The sequence below is a fragment of the Acinetobacter sp. genome, assembly GCF_049284435.1.
GTDB lineage: Bacteria > Pseudomonadota > Gammaproteobacteria > Pseudomonadales > Moraxellaceae > Acinetobacter.
The window spans coordinates 1-18,855 of the sequence record NZ_JBAPXX010000118.1; the positions used below are offsets into that span (position 1 = coordinate 1).

The 18,855-nt window shown below is 44.2% G+C and carries 14 protein-coding genes; 9 read left to right on the forward strand and 5 right to left on the reverse strand.

Going from position 1 to position 18,855, the window contains the following annotated elements:
• Positions 1–46: 46 nt before the first annotated feature.
• Positions 47–241, forward strand: coding sequence for a pentapeptide repeat-containing protein (locus tag WAK81_RS10200; protein ID WP_422196766.1), 195 nt, complete (start codon positions 47–49; stop codon positions 239–241).
• Positions 242–334: 93 nt separating this feature from the next.
• Positions 335–574 (forward strand): DUF2171 domain-containing protein, encoded by a 240-nt coding sequence (locus WAK81_RS10205; protein ID WP_005107915.1) that lies wholly within the window; start codon positions 335–337, stop codon positions 572–574.
• A 236-nt stretch (positions 575–810) separates the two neighbouring features.
• On the opposite strand, the gene pta is transcribed toward WAK81_RS10205, so the two are convergent.
• The 3 genes from pta to WAK81_RS10220 all read right to left on the reverse strand — a co-directional run bounded on the left by pta (position 811) and on the right by WAK81_RS10220 (position 5,941).
• On the reverse strand, positions 811–2,949 hold the full coding sequence (pta, locus tag WAK81_RS10210; RefSeq protein WP_422196717.1) for a phosphate acetyltransferase: 2,139 nt from the start codon (positions 2,947–2,949) through the stop codon (positions 811–813).
• A 54-nt stretch (positions 2,950–3,003) separates the two neighbouring features.
• Positions 3,004–4,224 carry an acetate/propionate family kinase gene (locus WAK81_RS10215; RefSeq protein ID WP_422196718.1) on the reverse strand — a complete coding sequence of 407 codons (1,221 nt, stop codon included), beginning with the start codon at positions 4,222–4,224 and terminating at the stop codon, positions 3,004–3,006.
• 451 nt (positions 4,225–4,675) lie between these two features.
• Positions 4,676–5,941 carry a glutamate-5-semialdehyde dehydrogenase gene (locus tag WAK81_RS10220; RefSeq protein WP_422196767.1) on the reverse strand — a complete coding sequence of 422 codons (1,266 nt, stop codon included), beginning with the start codon at positions 5,939–5,941 and terminating at the stop codon, positions 4,676–4,678.
• A gap of 322 nt (positions 5,942–6,263) precedes the next feature.
• Here WAK81_RS10220 and WAK81_RS10225 point away from each other — a divergent pair, with 322 nt between their 5' ends.
• A complete protein-coding gene (locus WAK81_RS10225) occupies positions 6,264–7,601 on the forward strand; it encodes an alpha/beta fold hydrolase (RefSeq protein ID WP_422196719.1) in 1,338 nt (445 codons plus the stop codon).
• Positions 7,602–7,630: 29 nt separating this feature from the next.
• On the opposite strand, the gene WAK81_RS10230 is transcribed toward WAK81_RS10225, so the two are convergent.
• Positions 7,631–8,494, reverse strand: a complete 864-nt coding sequence (locus WAK81_RS10230; protein ID WP_422196720.1) for a class I SAM-dependent methyltransferase — start codon at positions 8,492–8,494, stop codon at positions 7,631–7,633.
• A gap of 122 nt (positions 8,495–8,616) precedes the next feature.
• Entirely contained in the window at positions 8,617–9,639 is a 1,023-nt protein-coding gene (gene nagZ, locus WAK81_RS10235) for a beta-N-acetylhexosaminidase (protein ID WP_422196721.1), read from the reverse strand.
• Between the two features lie 200 nt (positions 9,640–9,839).
• On the opposite strand from nagZ, the gene WAK81_RS10240 reads away from it, so the two are divergent.
• The 6 genes from WAK81_RS10240 to WAK81_RS10265 all read left to right on the forward strand — a co-directional run bounded on the left by WAK81_RS10240 (position 9,840) and on the right by WAK81_RS10265 (position 18,812).
• The gene (locus tag WAK81_RS10240; protein ID WP_422196722.1) at positions 9,840–12,026 is read left to right on the forward strand and encodes a carboxy terminal-processing peptidase; all 2,187 of its coding nucleotides are present in this window, start codon (positions 9,840–9,842) and stop codon (positions 12,024–12,026) included.
• 435 nt (positions 12,027–12,461) lie between these two features.
• On the forward strand, positions 12,462–14,315 hold the full coding sequence (locus tag WAK81_RS10245; RefSeq protein ID WP_422196723.1) for a bifunctional diguanylate cyclase/phosphodiesterase: 1,854 nt from the start codon (positions 12,462–12,464) through the stop codon (positions 14,313–14,315).
• A gap of 143 nt (positions 14,316–14,458) precedes the next feature.
• Complete coding sequence (locus WAK81_RS10250) at positions 14,459–16,051, forward strand: peptide chain release factor 3 (protein WP_004647433.1); 1,593 nt, start codon at positions 14,459–14,461, stop codon at positions 16,049–16,051.
• Positions 16,052–16,162: 111 nt separating this feature from the next.
• A complete protein-coding gene (locus WAK81_RS10255) occupies positions 16,163–16,984 on the forward strand; it encodes a hypothetical protein (protein ID WP_422196724.1) in 822 nt (273 codons plus the stop codon).
• 47 nt (positions 16,985–17,031) lie between these two features.
• Positions 17,032–17,994: an RsiV family protein gene (locus WAK81_RS10260; protein WP_422196725.1), complete on the forward strand. Its 963-nt coding sequence runs from the start codon at positions 17,032–17,034 to the stop codon at positions 17,992–17,994.
• Positions 17,991–18,812, forward strand: coding sequence for a TatD family hydrolase (locus WAK81_RS10265; RefSeq protein WP_422196726.1), 822 nt, complete (start codon positions 17,991–17,993; stop codon positions 18,810–18,812). The genes WAK81_RS10260 and WAK81_RS10265 overlap by 4 nt, the downstream gene beginning before the upstream one ends.
• The last annotated feature ends 43 nt before the right edge of the window (positions 18,813–18,855 follow it).

The following is an 18,855-nucleotide window of genomic DNA, read 5'->3' on the forward strand; positions in this document are numbered from 1 at the left end:
CTTCAAATCTTCAAATCTTCAAATCTTCAAATCTTCAAATCTTCAAATCTTCAAATCTTCAAATTTCAGATCTTCAAATTTCAGATCTTCAAATTTCAGATCTTCAAATTTCAGATCTTCAAATTTCAGATCTTCAAATTTCAGATCTTCAAATCCAGTTATAAAAATATTTGAAAACTCAAATTTAAAAAGTATCTCTCTTATAGCTTACTCAAGCCATGTTGACCATTTACATTTTTAACCCAGAAAAACTCAAAGCCTGAAAACCCTTACACATGCAGCATTTTTTATTGCTTAGACTGTTTCTCTCAACTTCTAGAAACAGGCAAGTAGAATGAACAATTTTAATGCAAGTGATATTAAAGAACATGCTTCAGTCATTGCTTCATGTGGAACTCAAGTCGGGAAGGTGGACCATTTAGAAGGTCAGGATTCAATTAAATTGACAAGAAGTGATGATGAAAATAATGAGCATCATCTGATTCCCTTGAGTTGGGTAAGCGAAATCAAAGACGATAGCGTCGTGCTCAATAAAACGGCGGAAGACGTGCATAAAGAGTGGACCACCTTATAAGATAAGAAATTAAAGTCAGTGGACTGAAAAGCAGGGCTGCCTCAGCTTAATTTTTTATGTCACAGACTTTATGAGTAACCGTTGAAAATGCCAGTTCGAAAGACTGGCATTTTTATTGTGTATTAAAATGAGATGATGATCACGTGCTGAATTTATTAAAGCTAAGATTATATTTTTATAAAAAAACCACCTGATTTTTCAATCAGGTGGTTTGGAAAACTTAAATTCAAGAAGTATTAAGCTTCTTGTTGCTCGGCTTGAATCGCGGTTAAGGCAATGGTAAACACGATATCATCGACCAAGGCACCACGCGACAGGTCATTCACAGGCTTATTCAAGCCTTGCAGCATTGGCCCGACACTGACCACATTGGCAGCGCGTTGAACTGCTTTATAGGTGGTGTTACCCGTATTAAGATCCGGGAAAATAAACACATTGGCACGCCCGGCCACTTGTGAATCAGGCGCTTTTTGACGACCTACACTTTCTACAGATGCTGCATCATATTGTAATGGTCCATCAATCAACAGATCAGGACGACGTTCCTTGGCAATCCGTGTGGCTTCAGCGACTTTTTCTACATCTGCACCGGTACCGGAAGTTCCAGTCGAATAGGAAATCATCGCAATGCGTGGGTCTATACCAAAGGCTTTGGCAGAATCAGCAGACTGGATCGCAATTTCGGCCAGTTGTTCGGCATCAGGGTCCGGATTAATTGCACAGTCACCATACACATAGACTTCATCTGGTAACAGCATAAAGAATACGGAAGATACCAAGGAGTAATCCGGAGCAGTCTTAATCAGCTGGAAGGCAGGACGTACCGTATTCGCCGTGGTATGCACTGCGCCTGATACCAAACCATCCACCTGATCCAGCGCCAGCATCATGGTGCCAAGTACCACAGTATCTTGCAGTTGTTCACGAGCTTGTAGTTCGTTGAGCTTGCCTTTACGCAGCTCGACCATCTTGTCAATGTAGTTTTCACGTAACAGATCCGGGTCAAGAATTTCCAGATCTTCAGGTAATTCAATACCACGCGCTTTTGCTACTTCTAGCACGGCTTCAGGCTTGGCCAATAAAATACATTGTGCAATGCCACGGGACTGACAGATGGCGGCAGCCTGTACAGTGCGCGGTTCATCACCCTCTGGCAGTACAATACGTTTTTTCGCGGTAATCGACTTCTGTACCAGTTCATGACGGAAAGCGGAAGGTGACAGACGTGGTTTATAAGAACCATTCAACATTTGATTCAGCCATTCTGGATTGATATGGCTTGAAACAAAACGCGTCACCTGATCTGCACGTTCAGTATCATCCACCGGAATTTCATTGCTGAGATTTGCCAGTTTTTGTGCGGTTTCAAACGTGCTGAGTGGCGTATGTAGGATTGGTAAACCTTGCTTGATGGCAGCCTGGCAGAATTCCAATACATGATCATTTGGCTGTTGATGTTCAGTCAGCACCAGACCAGCCAAAGGAATCCCATTACTGCTGGCCAGACTACTTGCCAGTAATACATCAATCCGGTCAGAGGCACTGATGATCAGTTCACCCGCTACAAACTTATGCAATTCATGTTCAATATTGGCTGAAATCAGACTACTGTGTTGCACACGGCGCTGTTTGGCTTCGCCTTCATTAATCCAGTAGGCAGAAATATGTGTAGCCAGATCGGACATGCGTGGCACACTCAAGGTTTTACTGAAAGGTACCAAGCCAATCACTGGTAATTTTTCAGAACCAATATGCGGATGAGTCTGCTGGATGGCTGTAATAAATTCTGCAGTTTCAGCTTTAAGGCGTAATTCCGGATTCAGTGTGACAGGAATTTGTGCAGACTCTTCCGGCAGGCCTTTGGTGCGCATTAACATGATGCCCGCAAGGCGGGTAGAGCTAGCGCCACCAAAATTACGCAGCTGATGTTCAACTTTATCTGCTGTCTGGCTTGGCTGCTGAATATTGGCATTGCTGACGACAATAACTTTGGCATCAAGGGCTTGTGCCAGTGAAGCATTCAGATCATCGGCAAAACTGTCCTGAGTATTTGGCAGCAGACCTTCGACAATAATCAGGTCATGCTGTTTGGCAATTTGACGATGTAGACGCACCGCTTCTTCAAGCAATTCATCCTGTTCACCCAGATTGATCTGCTGCAAGACTTTGCTATAAAGGATGGGTTCCACTGTTTCACTTTGAGAAATATGACGATACAAAGCCGTGGTGCGGTCTTCGATTTCATTCAATTCCTGGGCAAAAGGTTTCAGGAAACCAGCTTTTACCCCTTGGCATTCCAGTGCATAAATCAGGCCCAAACATGCAGAAGTTAAGCCTACGCCTTCCCCCGTGGGAACCAATAAAATTGTTTTCATAAGTTATGTCAGTCGCAGAATAATAAAAATCAGTGAAAAAGAAGCCGAGCCTGCTTATGCAGGCGTTACCTCAGCTTTAGACTTTTTTGCAGTATTTCGCTCCACTTCAAGCTCAACCACACTTTGAACTTCTTGGGCAATACGGCCTTCTTCATCTGTTGGTACTACCCAGATTTGTGGGCCTGTGCCTGAGTCGATTCGGCCTTCGGTACCGCGTTTCAACTCATTATTGGCATTTTTATCTATATTGAAACCAAAATGAGGCAGGTAAGTCATGGTTTTTTCACGGATATACGCTGAGTTTTCGCCAATGCCGCCAGTGAAGAACAGACCATCGAGACGTGGCAGACCACAGCTCAACGCTGCCAGAGATTTAGCTAAACGGTAGCAGAATACTTCAATTGCCAGTGCGGCATCTTCATTGCCTTGTTCTGAGGCTTCAATCAGGGTACGCATGTCATTCGACAGGTCAGACAGCCCTAAAAGACCACTTTGGCTATTCAGCATCTTGTCAATTTTGTAAATGTCCCAACCCAGGTTTTTCGCCAGGAAGCTATGCAGGCTTGGATCGACATCGCCACTGCGTGTGCCCATGACAATGCCTTCAAGTGGGGTTAAGCCCATTGAAGTATCTACACTTTTCCCATTCCACACGGCACAGGTCGAGCTACCATTACCGAGATGTGCAGTTAACCAGCCACCTTGTTTAAAACTACCTGCCAGTTCAGAACCACGCTCTGAAACATAGGCATGGCTAGTCCCGTGGAAGCCATAGCGACGCACACCATGAGCGGTATATAAGAATTTCGGCAGGGCATAACGATAAGCATGCGCTGGCATGGTTTGGTGGAAGGCAGTATCAAATACTGCAACCTGTGGTAATTCAGGGAATAAACGTTTGGTGGCTTCGATGCCAATCAGGTGTGCCGGATTGTGTAATGGCGCAAGCGGCGTTGCTTCACGAATTTTTTCAATAATCTCGTCATTGATCAGTTCAGCCTTGGTCAGGCTGCCACCATGTACCACACGGTGACCGATCGCGTCCGGACGGTAGTTGGCCAGACGTTCCAGACCGACTTCGAGTGCTTTTTTGTGGTCAGCAAATGGAATGTGGATATCGACCGGCTCATTGCCAACCGTCACGCCTTTAATGCGAGCATTCTCTGTGCCTAAGTTCTCAGCTAAACCATGAATACGGAAATTCTGCTCCTCAAGAAGTAATGCAAACTTGATTGAAGAAGAGCCACAATTAATAACTAATACTGATTTAGACACGATTGATTACCCAATTTTTAATTAAAATTCTCGTCCATTTGCTTGACCCAATTGCGAACAATGAAGCAGCAATCCAGATCAATGAATATGTTTTAACATTTGTTTTTTTTCTGTCCTAGATAGACTTTAGCAGATTAGACTTAAGCATTATCGACTGATTTAACAATAATAACTAAAATTTATCAGTTCATAGTTTTCATTTATAAATAAAATGATGCTGGAAATATAATCAATAAGAATACTAAATTCTGCTTAAATTTAATTTTAGAACAGATTGGTTTTTAGTTTAGCGCCTGAAAAGGCAAATATTGTTTCTAAATACAATTCTATAAAGAGATTCATCAATAAAATGACCCAAAGGTTCTGATCCATCTATTTCAGTGTCAATTTTTCTGTCCATAAAAAAACAGCCTCAAAAATGAGGCGGTTTTTAAATTAGCAATCTGAATACTTATTGGCGTATCTGACCATCACCAAAGACAATCCATTTCTGCGAAGTCAGGCCTTCAAGCCCGACTGGACCGCGAGCATGGATTTTATCGGTCGAAATCCCGATTTCTGCGCCTAAGCCATATTCAAAACCATCTGCAAAACGAGTAGAGGCATTGATCATTACCGAACTTGAATCTACACTGGCCAGAAATTCGCGAGCCAGACTGTAGTTTTCCGTAATGATGGAATCAGTATGATGCGAGCCATATTTGTTGATGTGCTCAATGGCTTCTTCTATACCAGAAACAACTTTGATAGCCAGAATCGGACCCAGATACTCGGTATACCAGTCTTCTTCGGTGGCCGTAGTTACTGCATCTCCAAGAATACGCTGGGTTTCCCGGCAACCACGAAGTTCGACTTTTTTCTCTTGATACAGTTCTGCAATACGTGGCAAGAATTCTTCAGCGACTTTTTCATCGACCAGCAGGGTTTCCATGGCATTACATACGCCATAGCGATGGGTTTTGGCATTGAGCGCAATCGGCAATGCTTTCAACAAGTCCGCTTGTGCTTCCACATAGACATGACAATTACCATCTAAATGTTTAATTACCGGTACGCGTGCTTCCTCGGTAATCCGTTCGATCAGGCTCTTGCCGCCACGAGGCACGATCACATCCACATATTCGGTCATGGTAATCAACTGGCCAACTGCAGCGCGGTCAGTTGTATTCACGACCTGTACGGCAGCCTCAGGCAAGCCTGCGACTTTCAGGCCATGCTGAATTGCAGCTGCAATTGCCTGATTCGATTCCAGAGCTTCTGAGCCACCCCGTAAAATAATGGCATTACCTGATTTTAGCGCGAGTGATGCAGCCTCCAACGTGACGTTAGGACGTGATTCGTAGATCATGCCGACCACACCTAAAGGCACACGCATCTTGCCCAGTTGAATCCCTGATGGGCGATAAGCCATATCACTAATTTCACCAATCGGATCTTTCAGGCCAATGACATCTTTTAGGCCCTGTAACATACCTTTAAAGCGTGCGGGGTTCAGTTCTAAGCGATCAAGCAGGGCAGGGTCCAGATTGTTGTTATGCGCCTTAGTCATATCTTTCTGGTTAGCAGCCAAAATAGCAGCTTGGCTATTTTCCAAAGCCGTATAAATAGCGGATAACGCATTATTTTTAGTTTGGGTGGACGCGCGAGCCAAAATGCGAGACGCCTGGCGTGCCTGCTGTCCTACCGTTTGCATGTATTGTTCAATAGACTCTTGCATAGCGGTTTGATCACTTAGAAATTTCATTTCGATATTAACAGTCTGCTGCTGCACAATGAAGCCCATCTATTAAAAATCATCCGTTTTCGCAGACTTCTAAACATTTTGAAATTGTTTTCTGTTTAAAAGCAGATAAGTGGTCACTGAAGCGGTTGCTTGTGAAAAGCAGCTCTGTATAGAATGTAACATGCGACATTGATGTCATTTATAATTATTAAAGAGCAGGATGCGTGTTCAGGCACACCGGAATGCGCCTGAAATATAAGATCTGTTAATCATGACTTGCACAATAAAAATAAGGCAAGGATGGAGGAAAAGGAATATGAATTCCATTATCCACATGGACGCCCATGTATTGGAACAACATAGCCACGATGGTTTTTTTGATCTTTATGATAAGCACAGTTTTAAGCAGCCACCACGTACGACCTGGATGGACGGCTGGAAAATAGAATATATGGCGATCGCCCGTCCGGATACCTTGCATTTAAGACCCATGGTGATTATTGGGGGAGCTTTCCAGAATTTTAATTCCTACAAATATTGTGTAGAACAGCTTTTTGATGCAGGTCCCATCATTCTGATTGACCTACCGTCCATGGGTGCCAATCAGCAGATTAGTAATGTCAATACGGGGCTGTCTGCCGGAACACTGGAGCTTGAAGACCTTGCTGCGATGCTGGGACGATGGCTGGAGCAGATGCAGCTACCGCAAGTGGCAATTTTAGGCATGTCCTTAGGGTCAGTGGTGGCTTCCTGTCTGGCAGATCAGCGTCCTGAACTGGTCGATCGGATGATCCTGATGGGTGTGATGCAGAAAACCCGTAAAAGCTGGCGGATGCTGCTGGAAGAGTCTTTGCATCTAATGAAAGAACAGCGTATGGATGAATTTGGTCAGGCTGTGATTTTGTATCTGGTGAATCATGCACGTTTGGCTGAAACCCGTATGTCACCGACTGCAAAACGTTTGTTCTTTAAACAAATGGCGGAATTTACAGCGACCGAACAGGATCGCTATGATATTAACTGCAACCGCTTATTGCGTCTGACCAATGTGCCGATTCCGCAGTGCAAAGTGCTGGTGGCATGTGGGCAATATGACAGTTTTACCTTGCCACATGAAAATGCGAATTTTGCCCTGCAATGCCCGGATATGCAGTACGTGCAAATTGCAGGCGCCGATCATGTACCGCAGCTGCAACGTCGTAAAGAAACCATGCATCTGTTTGCAACTTTCTTGCGCGATGAAGCTGTAGATCAACTGGATGGCATTATTCCATTCACTCGCGAACAGATACAGCAGTTTGAACGTCGCGGTGAAGAGCGGATTCAGGTGCAAGATTCACAGCGTTTCCTTAGTCATCGTCATTCTGATCTCATTTTAAAAGCAGAGATAGTGGACATGAATTTTTTTGGAGTATTGCTGGAGCTAGGTGCAGAACAGGCAGCACATGCGGCAGCTTATCCACGTGATCTGGCCCTGCATCTGGAAGATGAAGCTGGGGAATTTCAGATTGAGTGCCTGATCTTTGAACAGGATGACACCCAGCTGCGTGCCTTATTCAAACATGGCAGTTTTGAAGTCGCAGAACGCTTATTACGCTTTGTACAAATGCAAAAAGTACTTTCACAAACTGAAGTATTTGATGCGGCAATTTAAAAAATATCAGCATTAAAAAAACAGCGTACTTAAACGCTGTTTTTTTTCACTGCATGAATCATCCAGACCAGATCACCTAAATGTTCATCTTGTTCTGGTGCCGGGGTTGGCTGATGAGGCTCGGTAAAATAACGTTGTGGTTGTTGTACCTCAACCTGGTCAAATCCTGCATCTTGAAAAAAGTGCTGCAGTTCTTGGGGGGATTTAAAATGAAAGGTAAACGCACTGCGAGACATGAATTTAAGCAGACGGCTACTGCTCCAGATAAAGTTCGCCAGTTTATTTTTCACCGGTTCGGGATAAATATCGCTGAGATAGTGAACTGCCGGGAAATACTGCGCATTTTCTGTAATACCCTGCATCAGAATACGTAACATCTGCTGATCAAAATAATTAATCAGTCCTTCACTAATGACAACTAAAGGTTTGTTCCGGTCAAACATCTGAAATATACAGTCCAGCTCTTCACTAAAAATATCGGCAGTCAGGACTTCAGGAGCATGCTGATCGATTTGCTGTAAAGCCTGTGTCTTGATCTTGGCCATATCGGGCAGATCCAGTTCACGATAATTAATCTCTGGAAATTTCTGTCTGAAATTCCAGCTGCGTGGAGATAGTCCGCAGGCAATTTCAAGAACCTGAAGTTGTGGGTGTTGCTCAATTAGTTGACACAAATGCTCATCAATCATCTGATGGCGCTGCTTAAGTGTCGTACGCATGCTACCGCGAACATGGCGTTCTGCCCAGGATTCAAGTGGATGAAGCAGTTTGGCCAAAAACTTGCCTTTGGATGTAGCAAAGGCTGGATGTGAGATCCCCATTTGATACCAGATATAGCCGGTATAGTGCGCCGTAAAAGAAATATGGCGATGTTGCGAAAGTGAGTCTGTCATATGGTTCTGACCTTATTGTTATTTTTAAGTTGATTAAATAATAATGTAACATTTTCATTACTATAATAAAAAAGGAACACCTTGTCGTGTCCCTTTTTCATATTGATTGGATTTAAAAAGTTTTAGCTGGACTGCTGTTTAAATGCCAGTATTTCATCACGGATCTCGCGCCATTCTTCACCCAGATCCAGTTCGTCACCAATCTGGATGTTCGGGATTTTTCCGCGCATACGTTCCAGACGTTGCTGGTTCGGGAGGGGCAGATCAACAATCCCTTCCAGTGCAATACATTGTGCTGCACGATCATTGCAGACCAGACCCATATCACAACCAGCTTTGAGTGCGGCCTGAATTCGGGCATCGGCACCGCCTGCGACACATGCGGCCTGCATGCTTAAATCATCCGAGAACAGGACACCGTCAAAACCAAGCTCTTGACGTAAAACTTTCTGAATCCAGAATTCCGAGAATCCGGCTGGATTTGGATCGACCTGGCTATAGATGACATGAGCCGGCATCAACGCATCCAGTTGTGATTGCAATTGAATAAAGGTTTGCATGTCTTTTTGCTGGATTTCTGCATAGGAGCGCGTATCAATTGCTGCAGCAACATGCGAGTCCGCTTTGACCGAGCCATGACCGGGGAAATGTTTACCAGTAGAAGCCATACCGGCACGTTTCATACCTTTTAGAAATGCGCTGGCGAGTGGAATAATGTCCTGGATATTTTGGGCAAAGCTGCGATCACCGATCACATCACTGATGTCATTCAAGTCCAGTACCGGCGCAAAGCTGAAATCAATGCCAACAGCCAGCACTTCAGTCGCCATCAGCCAGCCGCATTTTTCAGCCAGTTCAAGGGCACGTTGTGGATCGCTCGTATAAAGTTCGCCAAATTTTCCCATGGCAGGCAGTAGGGTAAAGCCTTGTCTTAAACGCTGGACACGACCGCCTTCCTGATCGACCGCAATTAAAATATCAGGACGCACCTGACGCATATGATCAGTCAAAGCACGGACTTGCGCCGGAGATTCGATATTGCGACCAAATAAAATCACTCCACCGACTTGCGGCGCACTTAATAGTTCAATATCTTCTTGAGTGAGGGTTGTGCCTGCGATGTCGAGCATCAATGCGCCAATCATATGCGGAATCCGTTTTAGAGTTTTTCGGAGAAAACAATACCTGAATTCTGCAATGATTTGCTACACTTTGTCAGCACAGAATATGATAAAACTACACGACATAAACATATTAAGTTGTTTAAGATGCTGAATACGTTAAATTCTGGTCGAAAAGCAACACGGTCACATTGGTCTCTAGGCCAAGGAAGTACGAATTATTTATGAAATTTCAAACTATAGCTTGCGCAGTTGCGATTGCGACAGGTGGATTCTTTTTTACCCATGTAGTGAATGATGCGATTGCGGCCAATAGTAATGAAGTGGTCAGTAAAGCAATTCAGCCATCTCAAGAGCAGGCGCTGGTGTCACGTCAGCTGGCAACCTTGGTTGACCGTCAGCATTATTTAAATATGCGTCTGGATGCCCAGACTTCGCAGCGTATTTTTGATTTCTATATTGATAGTCTTGATCCAGAACATAGCCTGTTTCTGGCCCCAGAAGTTGAAAACTATAAGAAACGCTATGGTGCTAATTTTGGTGCCAATCTGAAAGCCGGCAATTTGTCTGGTCCTTATGAAATGCATGCGCAATATCAACAGCGCTTGCACCAGTTCTACACCTATATGTTGAATGAGCTGAAAAAACCGCAGAATCTAAATCAGCCGAATGTTTATATCGAAACGGATCGTGAAAAAGCACCGTTCTTTAAAACTGAGGCTGAACAGCGCGCGCACTGGTCAAAAATGCTGGTGTCTCAGCTGATCAATCTGACCATCAGTAAAGAAGAAGAATTGGCCAAGCAGAAAGCCCTGAAAGCCAATCCGGAATTGGCTAATGGGCAAGACCTCACGGGTCCTGAAGATCTGACGCCTGCTGAAACCTTGACCAAGCGTTATACTCGTCAGCTGGAACGTCTTAGCCGCGTCAAAAGTGATGATGTGCTCGACAAGACACTGAACGCGATGATGCTGACTTATGATCCGCACAGCAATTATTTCCCGCCTGTGGATGCGATGGAGCTGAATCGTCAGACGACTTTACAGCTGGAAGGAGTGGGTGTATCGATTCGTCCGGAACGTGGCAATGAAGATTACACCAAGATTGAAACCATCGTTGAAGGTGGTCCGGCCAGCAAATCCGGTCAGGTCAAATCAGGTGATCGTATCATTGGTGTGGCACAAGACGGCGAGCAAATGGTTGATGTTATTGGTTGGCCAAGTAATGAAATTGTCGGTCTGATTCGTGGTAAACGTGGCACTAAAGTGACTTTACGCTTGCTCGGTGCGGGTGCTGCCATGGGGCAGGCACGTAATGTGACCATTACCCGTGATGTGATTCAGGAAGAAGATGCCGGTGTGCGTACACGTGTAGTCGACATTCAGCGCGATGGCAAGAAATATCAATATGGTGTGATCGAAATTCCATCGTTCTACCTGAACTATCGAGCACGCCGTGCCGGTACGGATTATCGTTCGGTGTCCGAAGATACCAATAAGGCCTTGAAAGAGCTGGCAGCGAAGAATGTTGCCGGGATTATTGTCGATTTGCGGAATAACCCGGGCGGTTCACTGGAAGAAGTGGCACGTATGTTGGGGCAGGTGATCAAGTCTGGTCCAGTGGTGCAGATCCGTGATGGTAATGGCAATGTCAGCGTCTTTGAAGATGATGATGGCGGTGCACAAACCTATGCGGGTCCATTGGCCGTGATGGTGAATCTGGCATCTGCATCGGCCAGTGAAATTTATTCTGCTGCGATTCAGGATTATGAACGCGGGATTGTGATTGGCAGTACCACCACCGGTAAAGGTACAGCACAGGTACAATTGGATAGTCTGGCGCATGGTCAGGCGACATTGACGCAGCGTAAATTCTACCGTGTGACCGGTGGCAGTACCCAGAATAAAGGGGTCGTTCCGGATATTAAACTGGTCGATATTTATAACGAGGAGTTTGGTGAGCGTAAGGCTAAAAATGCCTTGCAGTGGGATACTATTCCAACGGCACCATTTAAACGTGAAGGGGCTGTACAGAAATACGTCCCTGAATTGGCTAAACTTTCTCAGCAACGGGTCACACTGGATTCTCAGTTCAAGTATTTAGAACAGCGTAAAGCCGTGATGAAGAAAGCCGAAGAAGAGAAACGTCAGGTACTGGACTTGCAACAGCGTAAAGCTGAGTTGATTGCCATGGAGCAAAAAACGCTGGACGCAGAAAACACTCGTCGTGCTGCAACAGGTCTGAAACCTTATCCAAACTGGGAAAGTTATCAGGCTTCGCTGGATGCCTTGATTGAAACACGTGCCAAGATGAAGGCTAAAGAACGTCCGGCTTTGCCTGAAGAAGAAGCTTTTGTGATTGAAGCGGCAAATGTGTTACTGGACTATGCCAAATTACAGGCAAAACCATAAGTTTTAGCCTCATTTATTGTTGATAAAAATAGCCTGTTTAGACAGGCTATTTTTTTATTTTGAAAATCTGCACAAAAGACCAAATAAAATTTTGCTATGAAGTGCTATCTGTCTAAATAAAAAGAAAAAAATTGTGATGGTGATCGAATAAATGAGCTAAAAAAATGAAGCTAAATATTTGCTTAAATTTGAAACACTTCTAATATATAAGTCATATTTTATTTTTATGTTGAGTCTTATTTTTGGGGCAATTCTCAACTTCAAAAGAAAGAAATATAAATTCTAAGTTTGAGTTAAGACTGATGCTGTTGCAGATCAATTGGCTTGCATGGATGATCAGTCTTGAGATTTTACTGAGTTCAAATTTGATCGGGTGAAAATGGAAATATCAGTGCAGAGCATAATAAAAATGATCACCGGTGGGGAACATTTTATATGATTGATATTCAGCATGATATTAGTCTGCTCATCGGCTCCGTTCTTTCTGCATTGGTCGCTTGCTATCTCATCACACGGATTAAAAAATTTACTTCAGGCGCTTCACAGCCAAACTTTAGTACCTTCAGTTTAATGCTAACCGCCATGCTATTGGGACTATTGATCTGGTCGATCCATTTTATTGGGCTGACAGCAGGTTTTATGCTGAATCAATACGAAATGGATTTGGGCTTGATGCTCCTGTCTGTTCTGGTGATATGTATTGCCTCTATGTTTACCCTCTGGTTAAGTACCAGAAGTACCTGGTCATTTTTTCGGGCAGTTCTCGTAGCAGGTGTGATCGCACTTGGCATCTTTGGCATGCACTCTATCAGCATAATGTCATTCAATTTTACTGTCGCCAATGTGCAACAGTCACCGGAATTAGTTCAGGCACATGATCAGCTATTTCTGACCGTGGTACTTATGAGTGGATTGCTGCTGGTGACGCTGATGTGTATCGTCGTGTCCGAACTGCGTGTTGGATTACGCAACCGTCAGCTTGCATGGGCGAATCAACAAATTGAAAATCAGACCATTCAGGATAATCTGACCAAATTACCTAACCGTTTGTATCTAGCTGAATATGCAAATCTACTGTTTTCAGGTCAGTCCGAACAGCAGCATGAAATTGCCTTTTTATATATCGATCTGGATCGTTTTAAGGCGGTCAATGATGTGTTTGGCCATCTGGTCGGTGATCAGTTGCTGATTCAGTTGACCACGCGGATTCATCTGTTATTAGGTCATCATTCCAAGCTGCTCAGAATCGGCGGAGATGAATTTCTGCTGGTGCTGGAAAATACCTCAGTCGCCAAAGCTGCAAAAATGTCAGAACAGATTCTTGAGTTAATTCAGGAAAGTTTCCTGATTGAAGGCAAGAGCATCCATATCTCGGGCAGTATCGGCATTGCCATGTATCCGGAACACGGTAAGAATTTACAGGATCTGCTGGTTAATGCCGATGCCGCCATGCTGAGTTCCAAGTATCAGGGACGCAATACCTATTCAGTCTTTAATTACTCTACCGATCAGGATGAAAGCAAGAGTCAGAGTACCCTGATTAATGACCTATATAAAGCCGTGGAAGAGCAGCAGTTTGTGCTGTTTTATCAGCCCAAGTTTCGGACCAAGGATCGTAGCTTGTGTGGAGTAGAGGCATTAATTCGCTGGAACCATCCCCAGTTTGGTCTGCTCGGCCCGAATCTGTTTATCAATGCAGCTGAAAAAACCGGGCTGATTATTCAAATGGGCTATTGGGCATTGGAGCTGGCCTGTCAGCAGATTCAAAAATGGCAACAGACGCATACTGAATTTTTCCCTATCGCGGTCAATTTGTCTGCGGTACAATTTGAACATAAGCATCTGTTTAGTACTTTAGAAAAGTTATTTGCACAATATAAAATCAGTCCTCAGCATTTAATGATCGAGATTACTGAATCGACTGCCATGCATCATATTGATGTGAGTATGCGCAGCTTTAAACGTTTAAGACAAATGGGCATCCGTCTAGCCATTGATGATTTTGGTACGGGACATTCCAGTTTTCTCTATTTAAAGAATTTCGCCGTAGATGAATTAAAAATTGACCGTGAATTTATCAAAAATCTGGCAGTCGGCTCCAAAGAAGAAATGATTCTGGAAAGCATTATTCAGCTGGCCATGAAACTGGGCTTGGTGGTAACCGCAGAAGGCGTTGAAACAGAAGCGCAAGCGGAAATTTTAACCCGGCTCGATTGTGAACAGTTACAAGGCTTTTTGCTGGGCTTACCGGTAGATGAACAACGTTTAGAAAATTTACAATTCCATTAATACAGCTCTAATTGATTGAGCGTCAGGATAGACAACATGGCTCACGGTACTCCACCCTGAAACTCTGCTACAATATCGCCAATTTTTTTCATATTGATCGAATTTGATCTCGAATGCTGTGCATTGAGCAGTAGGTGTATTTCATGAGCTTTAAGCAAGAACTGGCGGCACAAGTCGCCCAGAGACGTACGTTCGCTATTATTTCCCACCCCGATGCCGGTAAAACCACCATGACAGAAAAATTACTGTTATGGGGTCAGGCCATTCAGGTTGCCGGAATGGTAAAAAGTCGTAAATCTGACCGGGCTGCAACATCGGACTGGATGGAAATGGAAAAAGAACGTGGCATCTCGATCACGACCTCGGTGATGCAATTCCCTTTTAAAGACAAGATGATCAATCTTCTGGACACCCCGGGACATGAAGACTTCTCGGAAGATACTTATCGTACTTTGACCGCAGTAGACTCGGCGTTGATGGTGATTGATGGTGCAAAAGGTGTCGAAGACCGAACTATTAAACTAATGGAAGTGTGTCGTATGCGCGATACACCGATCATTTCATTCGTCAATAAAATGGACCGTGAAATCCGTGAGCCACTCGAGCTTCTGGATGAAATCGAAAACGTTCTGAAAATTAAATGTGTCCCGATCACTTGGCCACTGGGTACTGGCCGTGATTTTGCCGGTGTATTTAATTTAATCGAAGAAAAATTTTACGTGTATAAAGCCGGCTTCGGTTCAGTGATTACTGAGATCGAGGTGCGTGATGGTTATGACTATCCTGATCTTCGTGAGAAAGTCGGTGAACTGGCTTGGGCGGCATTTGAAGAATCGCTTGAACTGGTACAAATGGCCAATGAGCCTTTAGACCGTGAAGAATTTTTGGCAGGTCGTCAAACGCCTGTTCTGTTCGGTACAGCCTTGGGTAACTTTGGTGTCGACCATGTTCTGGATGCCTTCAGTCAATATGCGCCATCTCCTAAAGCGCATCCGACCCAAGATCGTGTTGTAGAAGCAGATGAAGAAGGTTTCACTGGTTTTGTCTTTAAAATTCAGGCCAATATGGATCCGAAACACCGTGACCGTATTGCCTTCATGCGAATCTGTTCAGGCAAGTATGAAAAAGGCCTGAAAATGAAGCATGTGCGTCTGGACAAAGATGTGCGTATCAGCGATGCCTTAACTTTCTTGGCCGGCGATCGTCAGCATCTGGAAGAAGCCTGGCCGGGTGATATTATTGGTTTGCATAACCATGGCACCATCCAGATCGGTGATACATTTACCTCGGGTGAGAAACTTCAGTTTACCGGTATCCCGCACTTTGCGCCTGAAATGTTCCGCCGTGTCCGCTTGAAAGACCCACTAAAATCCAAGCAGCTACAAAAAGGTCTGAAAGAGCTTTCAGAAGAAGGGGCGACTCAGGTATTCATGCCGCAGAATAACAACGATTTGATTGTCGGTGCTGTGGGTGTGCTACAGTTTGAAGTGGTGGCTTACCGTCTGAAAGAAGAATACAAGGTCGACTGTGTTTACGAACCGGTCAGCATCAACACAGTACGTTGGGTGTCTTGCGATGACGAGAAGAAATTCAACGAATTCAAGAAAAAAGCCCATGATCAGTTGTCTGTCGATGGTGGTGGTCATTTAACTTATCTTGCGCCAAGCCGAGTGAATTTGCAGCTCATGCAAGAACGTTATCCGGATATCGTGTTCCACAATACGCGCGAACACTAAACTTTCAGGCTTCGCAGCTAAAGTTTAAAAATATCAAACAGCTTCTCCGGAAGCTGTTTTATTTTATGCTACATTTAAGCAATTAATAACTCGATAGATATAGCAAAGAGAATGAAGCTCAGCAAGGAAGTCGTCCTCGGTTCTGTGATTGGTTTAAGTCTTGTCCTGAGTGGCTGTGATAAAAGCGAAAAAGAACCTCTTACTACTCCAAAAAATGAAAAAATCACTGTAGCGAAGAATGCTGATGTCTTGCCTTATCTGAATATTCAAGAGCAGCCGGCCAAGATTGCCTTGCCATTTTGTGAAAATAAAAACTGTATCAATCTGGATATTCAGACCTTGCATACGGTTGATCCATGGATGAACCAATGGATTGAAAAGCAGCAGGCGAAAGTGATCCAGGATCAAATCGGCTTGAAACAGGACATGAATTTACAGCAGGCCATCAATGCCTATGTAAAAAAATCGGATGCCTGGCAGGCGCAGCTCAATTTGAACAAGGCTTATGAATTATCGCTATATACCCGTATTCCTTACCAACGCAATCAATATGTATTGATGCAGATCGGGGTCGATACCAAACAGGAAAATGTCAGCGTGCATGAGCGCTATTATTTTTTTGTGGCTGATCGTCGCCAGCAGAAAATGCTGACTCCACTGGATATTATCGATCCTAAGCAACAGTTATTAATGGATCAGATTATTCAGCAAGCCTATGAGACATGGCTCAAAGAAAATGATCAGGAAGTTCAGCAGAAAGCACCAAAAAAACTGTATTGGGGTCAGACTGACTGGTTCTTTGATCAGGAAGGCATTGGTCTGCATTTTCGTAGTCATGAAATCAGCAAAGACGCCAAGCAGCTGGATATTTATTTAACAAAACAACAAACACAACAGGTCTTGAAAGCTGAGATCTATCAGCATATGTTTTAAAGCTGATGATCTCGCAAGATGATTACAGGTTCCAAAAAGGTGAGTGAATGCCAATATATAAGAATATTTTTTGTCTATCCATACTGGCATCAGCGGTCTTGCTGAGTGCCTGCCAGCCGAAGGGTAATGAGCCGGAAGACTCAAGTGCTTCCGAAGTGGTACAAGCCGAAGCTGAAGCACTTAAACTCAGCGGCGATACTGAAAAGCTCAAACTCGCGATTCCAGAATGTGAAGACAAAAGCTGTCCGGAAATCTCGATCGAACGTCTGAACAGTAATCAAAGCTTTATTGATGAATGGATCGATCAGCAGATTCTGCAACAGTTGAAAAATATCCTGTCTATTGATGCGATTGAACCGGCAAAAGTGAGTGCTGCCAGCGAAGCAGACGTTGCCGCCTCTGAACCCAAAGCGGCTTTGGCCACAGTGACCACACCGAAACAGCAGCTTGAGCAGCAAACCCAGCCCTATATGCAGACTGTTTTGAATCTGGATAAGGAGCTTAAAGCCCTGAGTGCCAGTCATAGCATTAGTCTGATGATTAAGCCCAAGATTCTGAATTCTGATGATCCATTGGCGACCGTGGTTCTGAACAGCAGTTATTATCTGGGAGGAGCACACGGCGCATCTGCACAGACTTATTATAATTTTGATCTGGAGCAGAAGAAACTGGTCAAGCTGGATGACATTATTGCGGCCAAACAGAAAGCCCAACTGGAAGCGCAGGCTTATGATGCGTTTAAAAACTGGGTGGTAGAATCCAAACTGGCCAAAGATGTGGCTGAATATGAACAGGCCTGGAAGTTCAAACTCACCGATAATTTCTATCTGGCCCAGCAAGGTCTAGTCTTGCAATATGCCGAATATGAAATTGGGCCATATGTGGTTGGCTTGCCACGTCTGATGATTCCTTATGAACAGTTACAAGGTGTGCTGAAACCCGAATATCTGCCTCAAACTGAAAAAGCTGCCTCTGAGGCACAGCCAGCACCTGCTGCAAAAGCCAAATGACCTTAAAACTGTTTGATACGCATACCCATTTTGATGTTCCCGATTTTGATCCTGATCGGGAACAGTTAGCGTATGCGGCCAAAGCGGTAGGTGTCGAGCATCTGGTTTTAATTGGTTTTTTGCAAAAACGTTTTGCAGACCTGTTAAGAACCCATCAATTTATCAATGACCTGGAAAATGCACCCCGCAGCCATTTAGCGCCGGGCTTGCATCCATTTTATATTGAACAGCATCAAACTGAGCATTTACAGGAGCTGGAGCAGCTGCTTAAAAAGCATAACTGTATTGCCATTGCTGAAATCGGTCTGGATACCTTTTTAAAACAGCACAAACAAGCGGAAATTTTTCAGAAGCAAAAAGACTTTTTTGCTGCACAGCTTGAACTGGCACAGCAATTCAACAAGCCGGTTTTGCTGCATATCCGCAAATCGCATGCTGAGGTGTTGCAGATTTTAAAACAGCAGCAGTTTAAACAGGGCGGCATTGCGCATGCTTTTGGTGGGGGGATTGAAGAAGCCAAGGCTTTTATCAAGCTAGGATTCAAGCTGGGTATTACCGGGCAAATCACCAATCTAAATGCCAAAAAACTACACCAGGTGGTACAGTATGTCGGGCCAGAGCATCTGGTACTGGAAACCGACTGTCCGGATATGACACCTCTCTGCTGTCAAAGTTCGACCGAGCAACGTACCCGAAATACACCTGCAAATTTACCTTATGTGCTGCAAGGACTGGCAAAGAGCCTGCATATGCACAAAGAGGAACTGGCTGAACAGCTCTGGCAAAATACTCATCAGGCCCTGCATTTGGCCATTTAATTGAACGCTATTAACTCGGTCTTAAATTCCCAGTTCATCATAA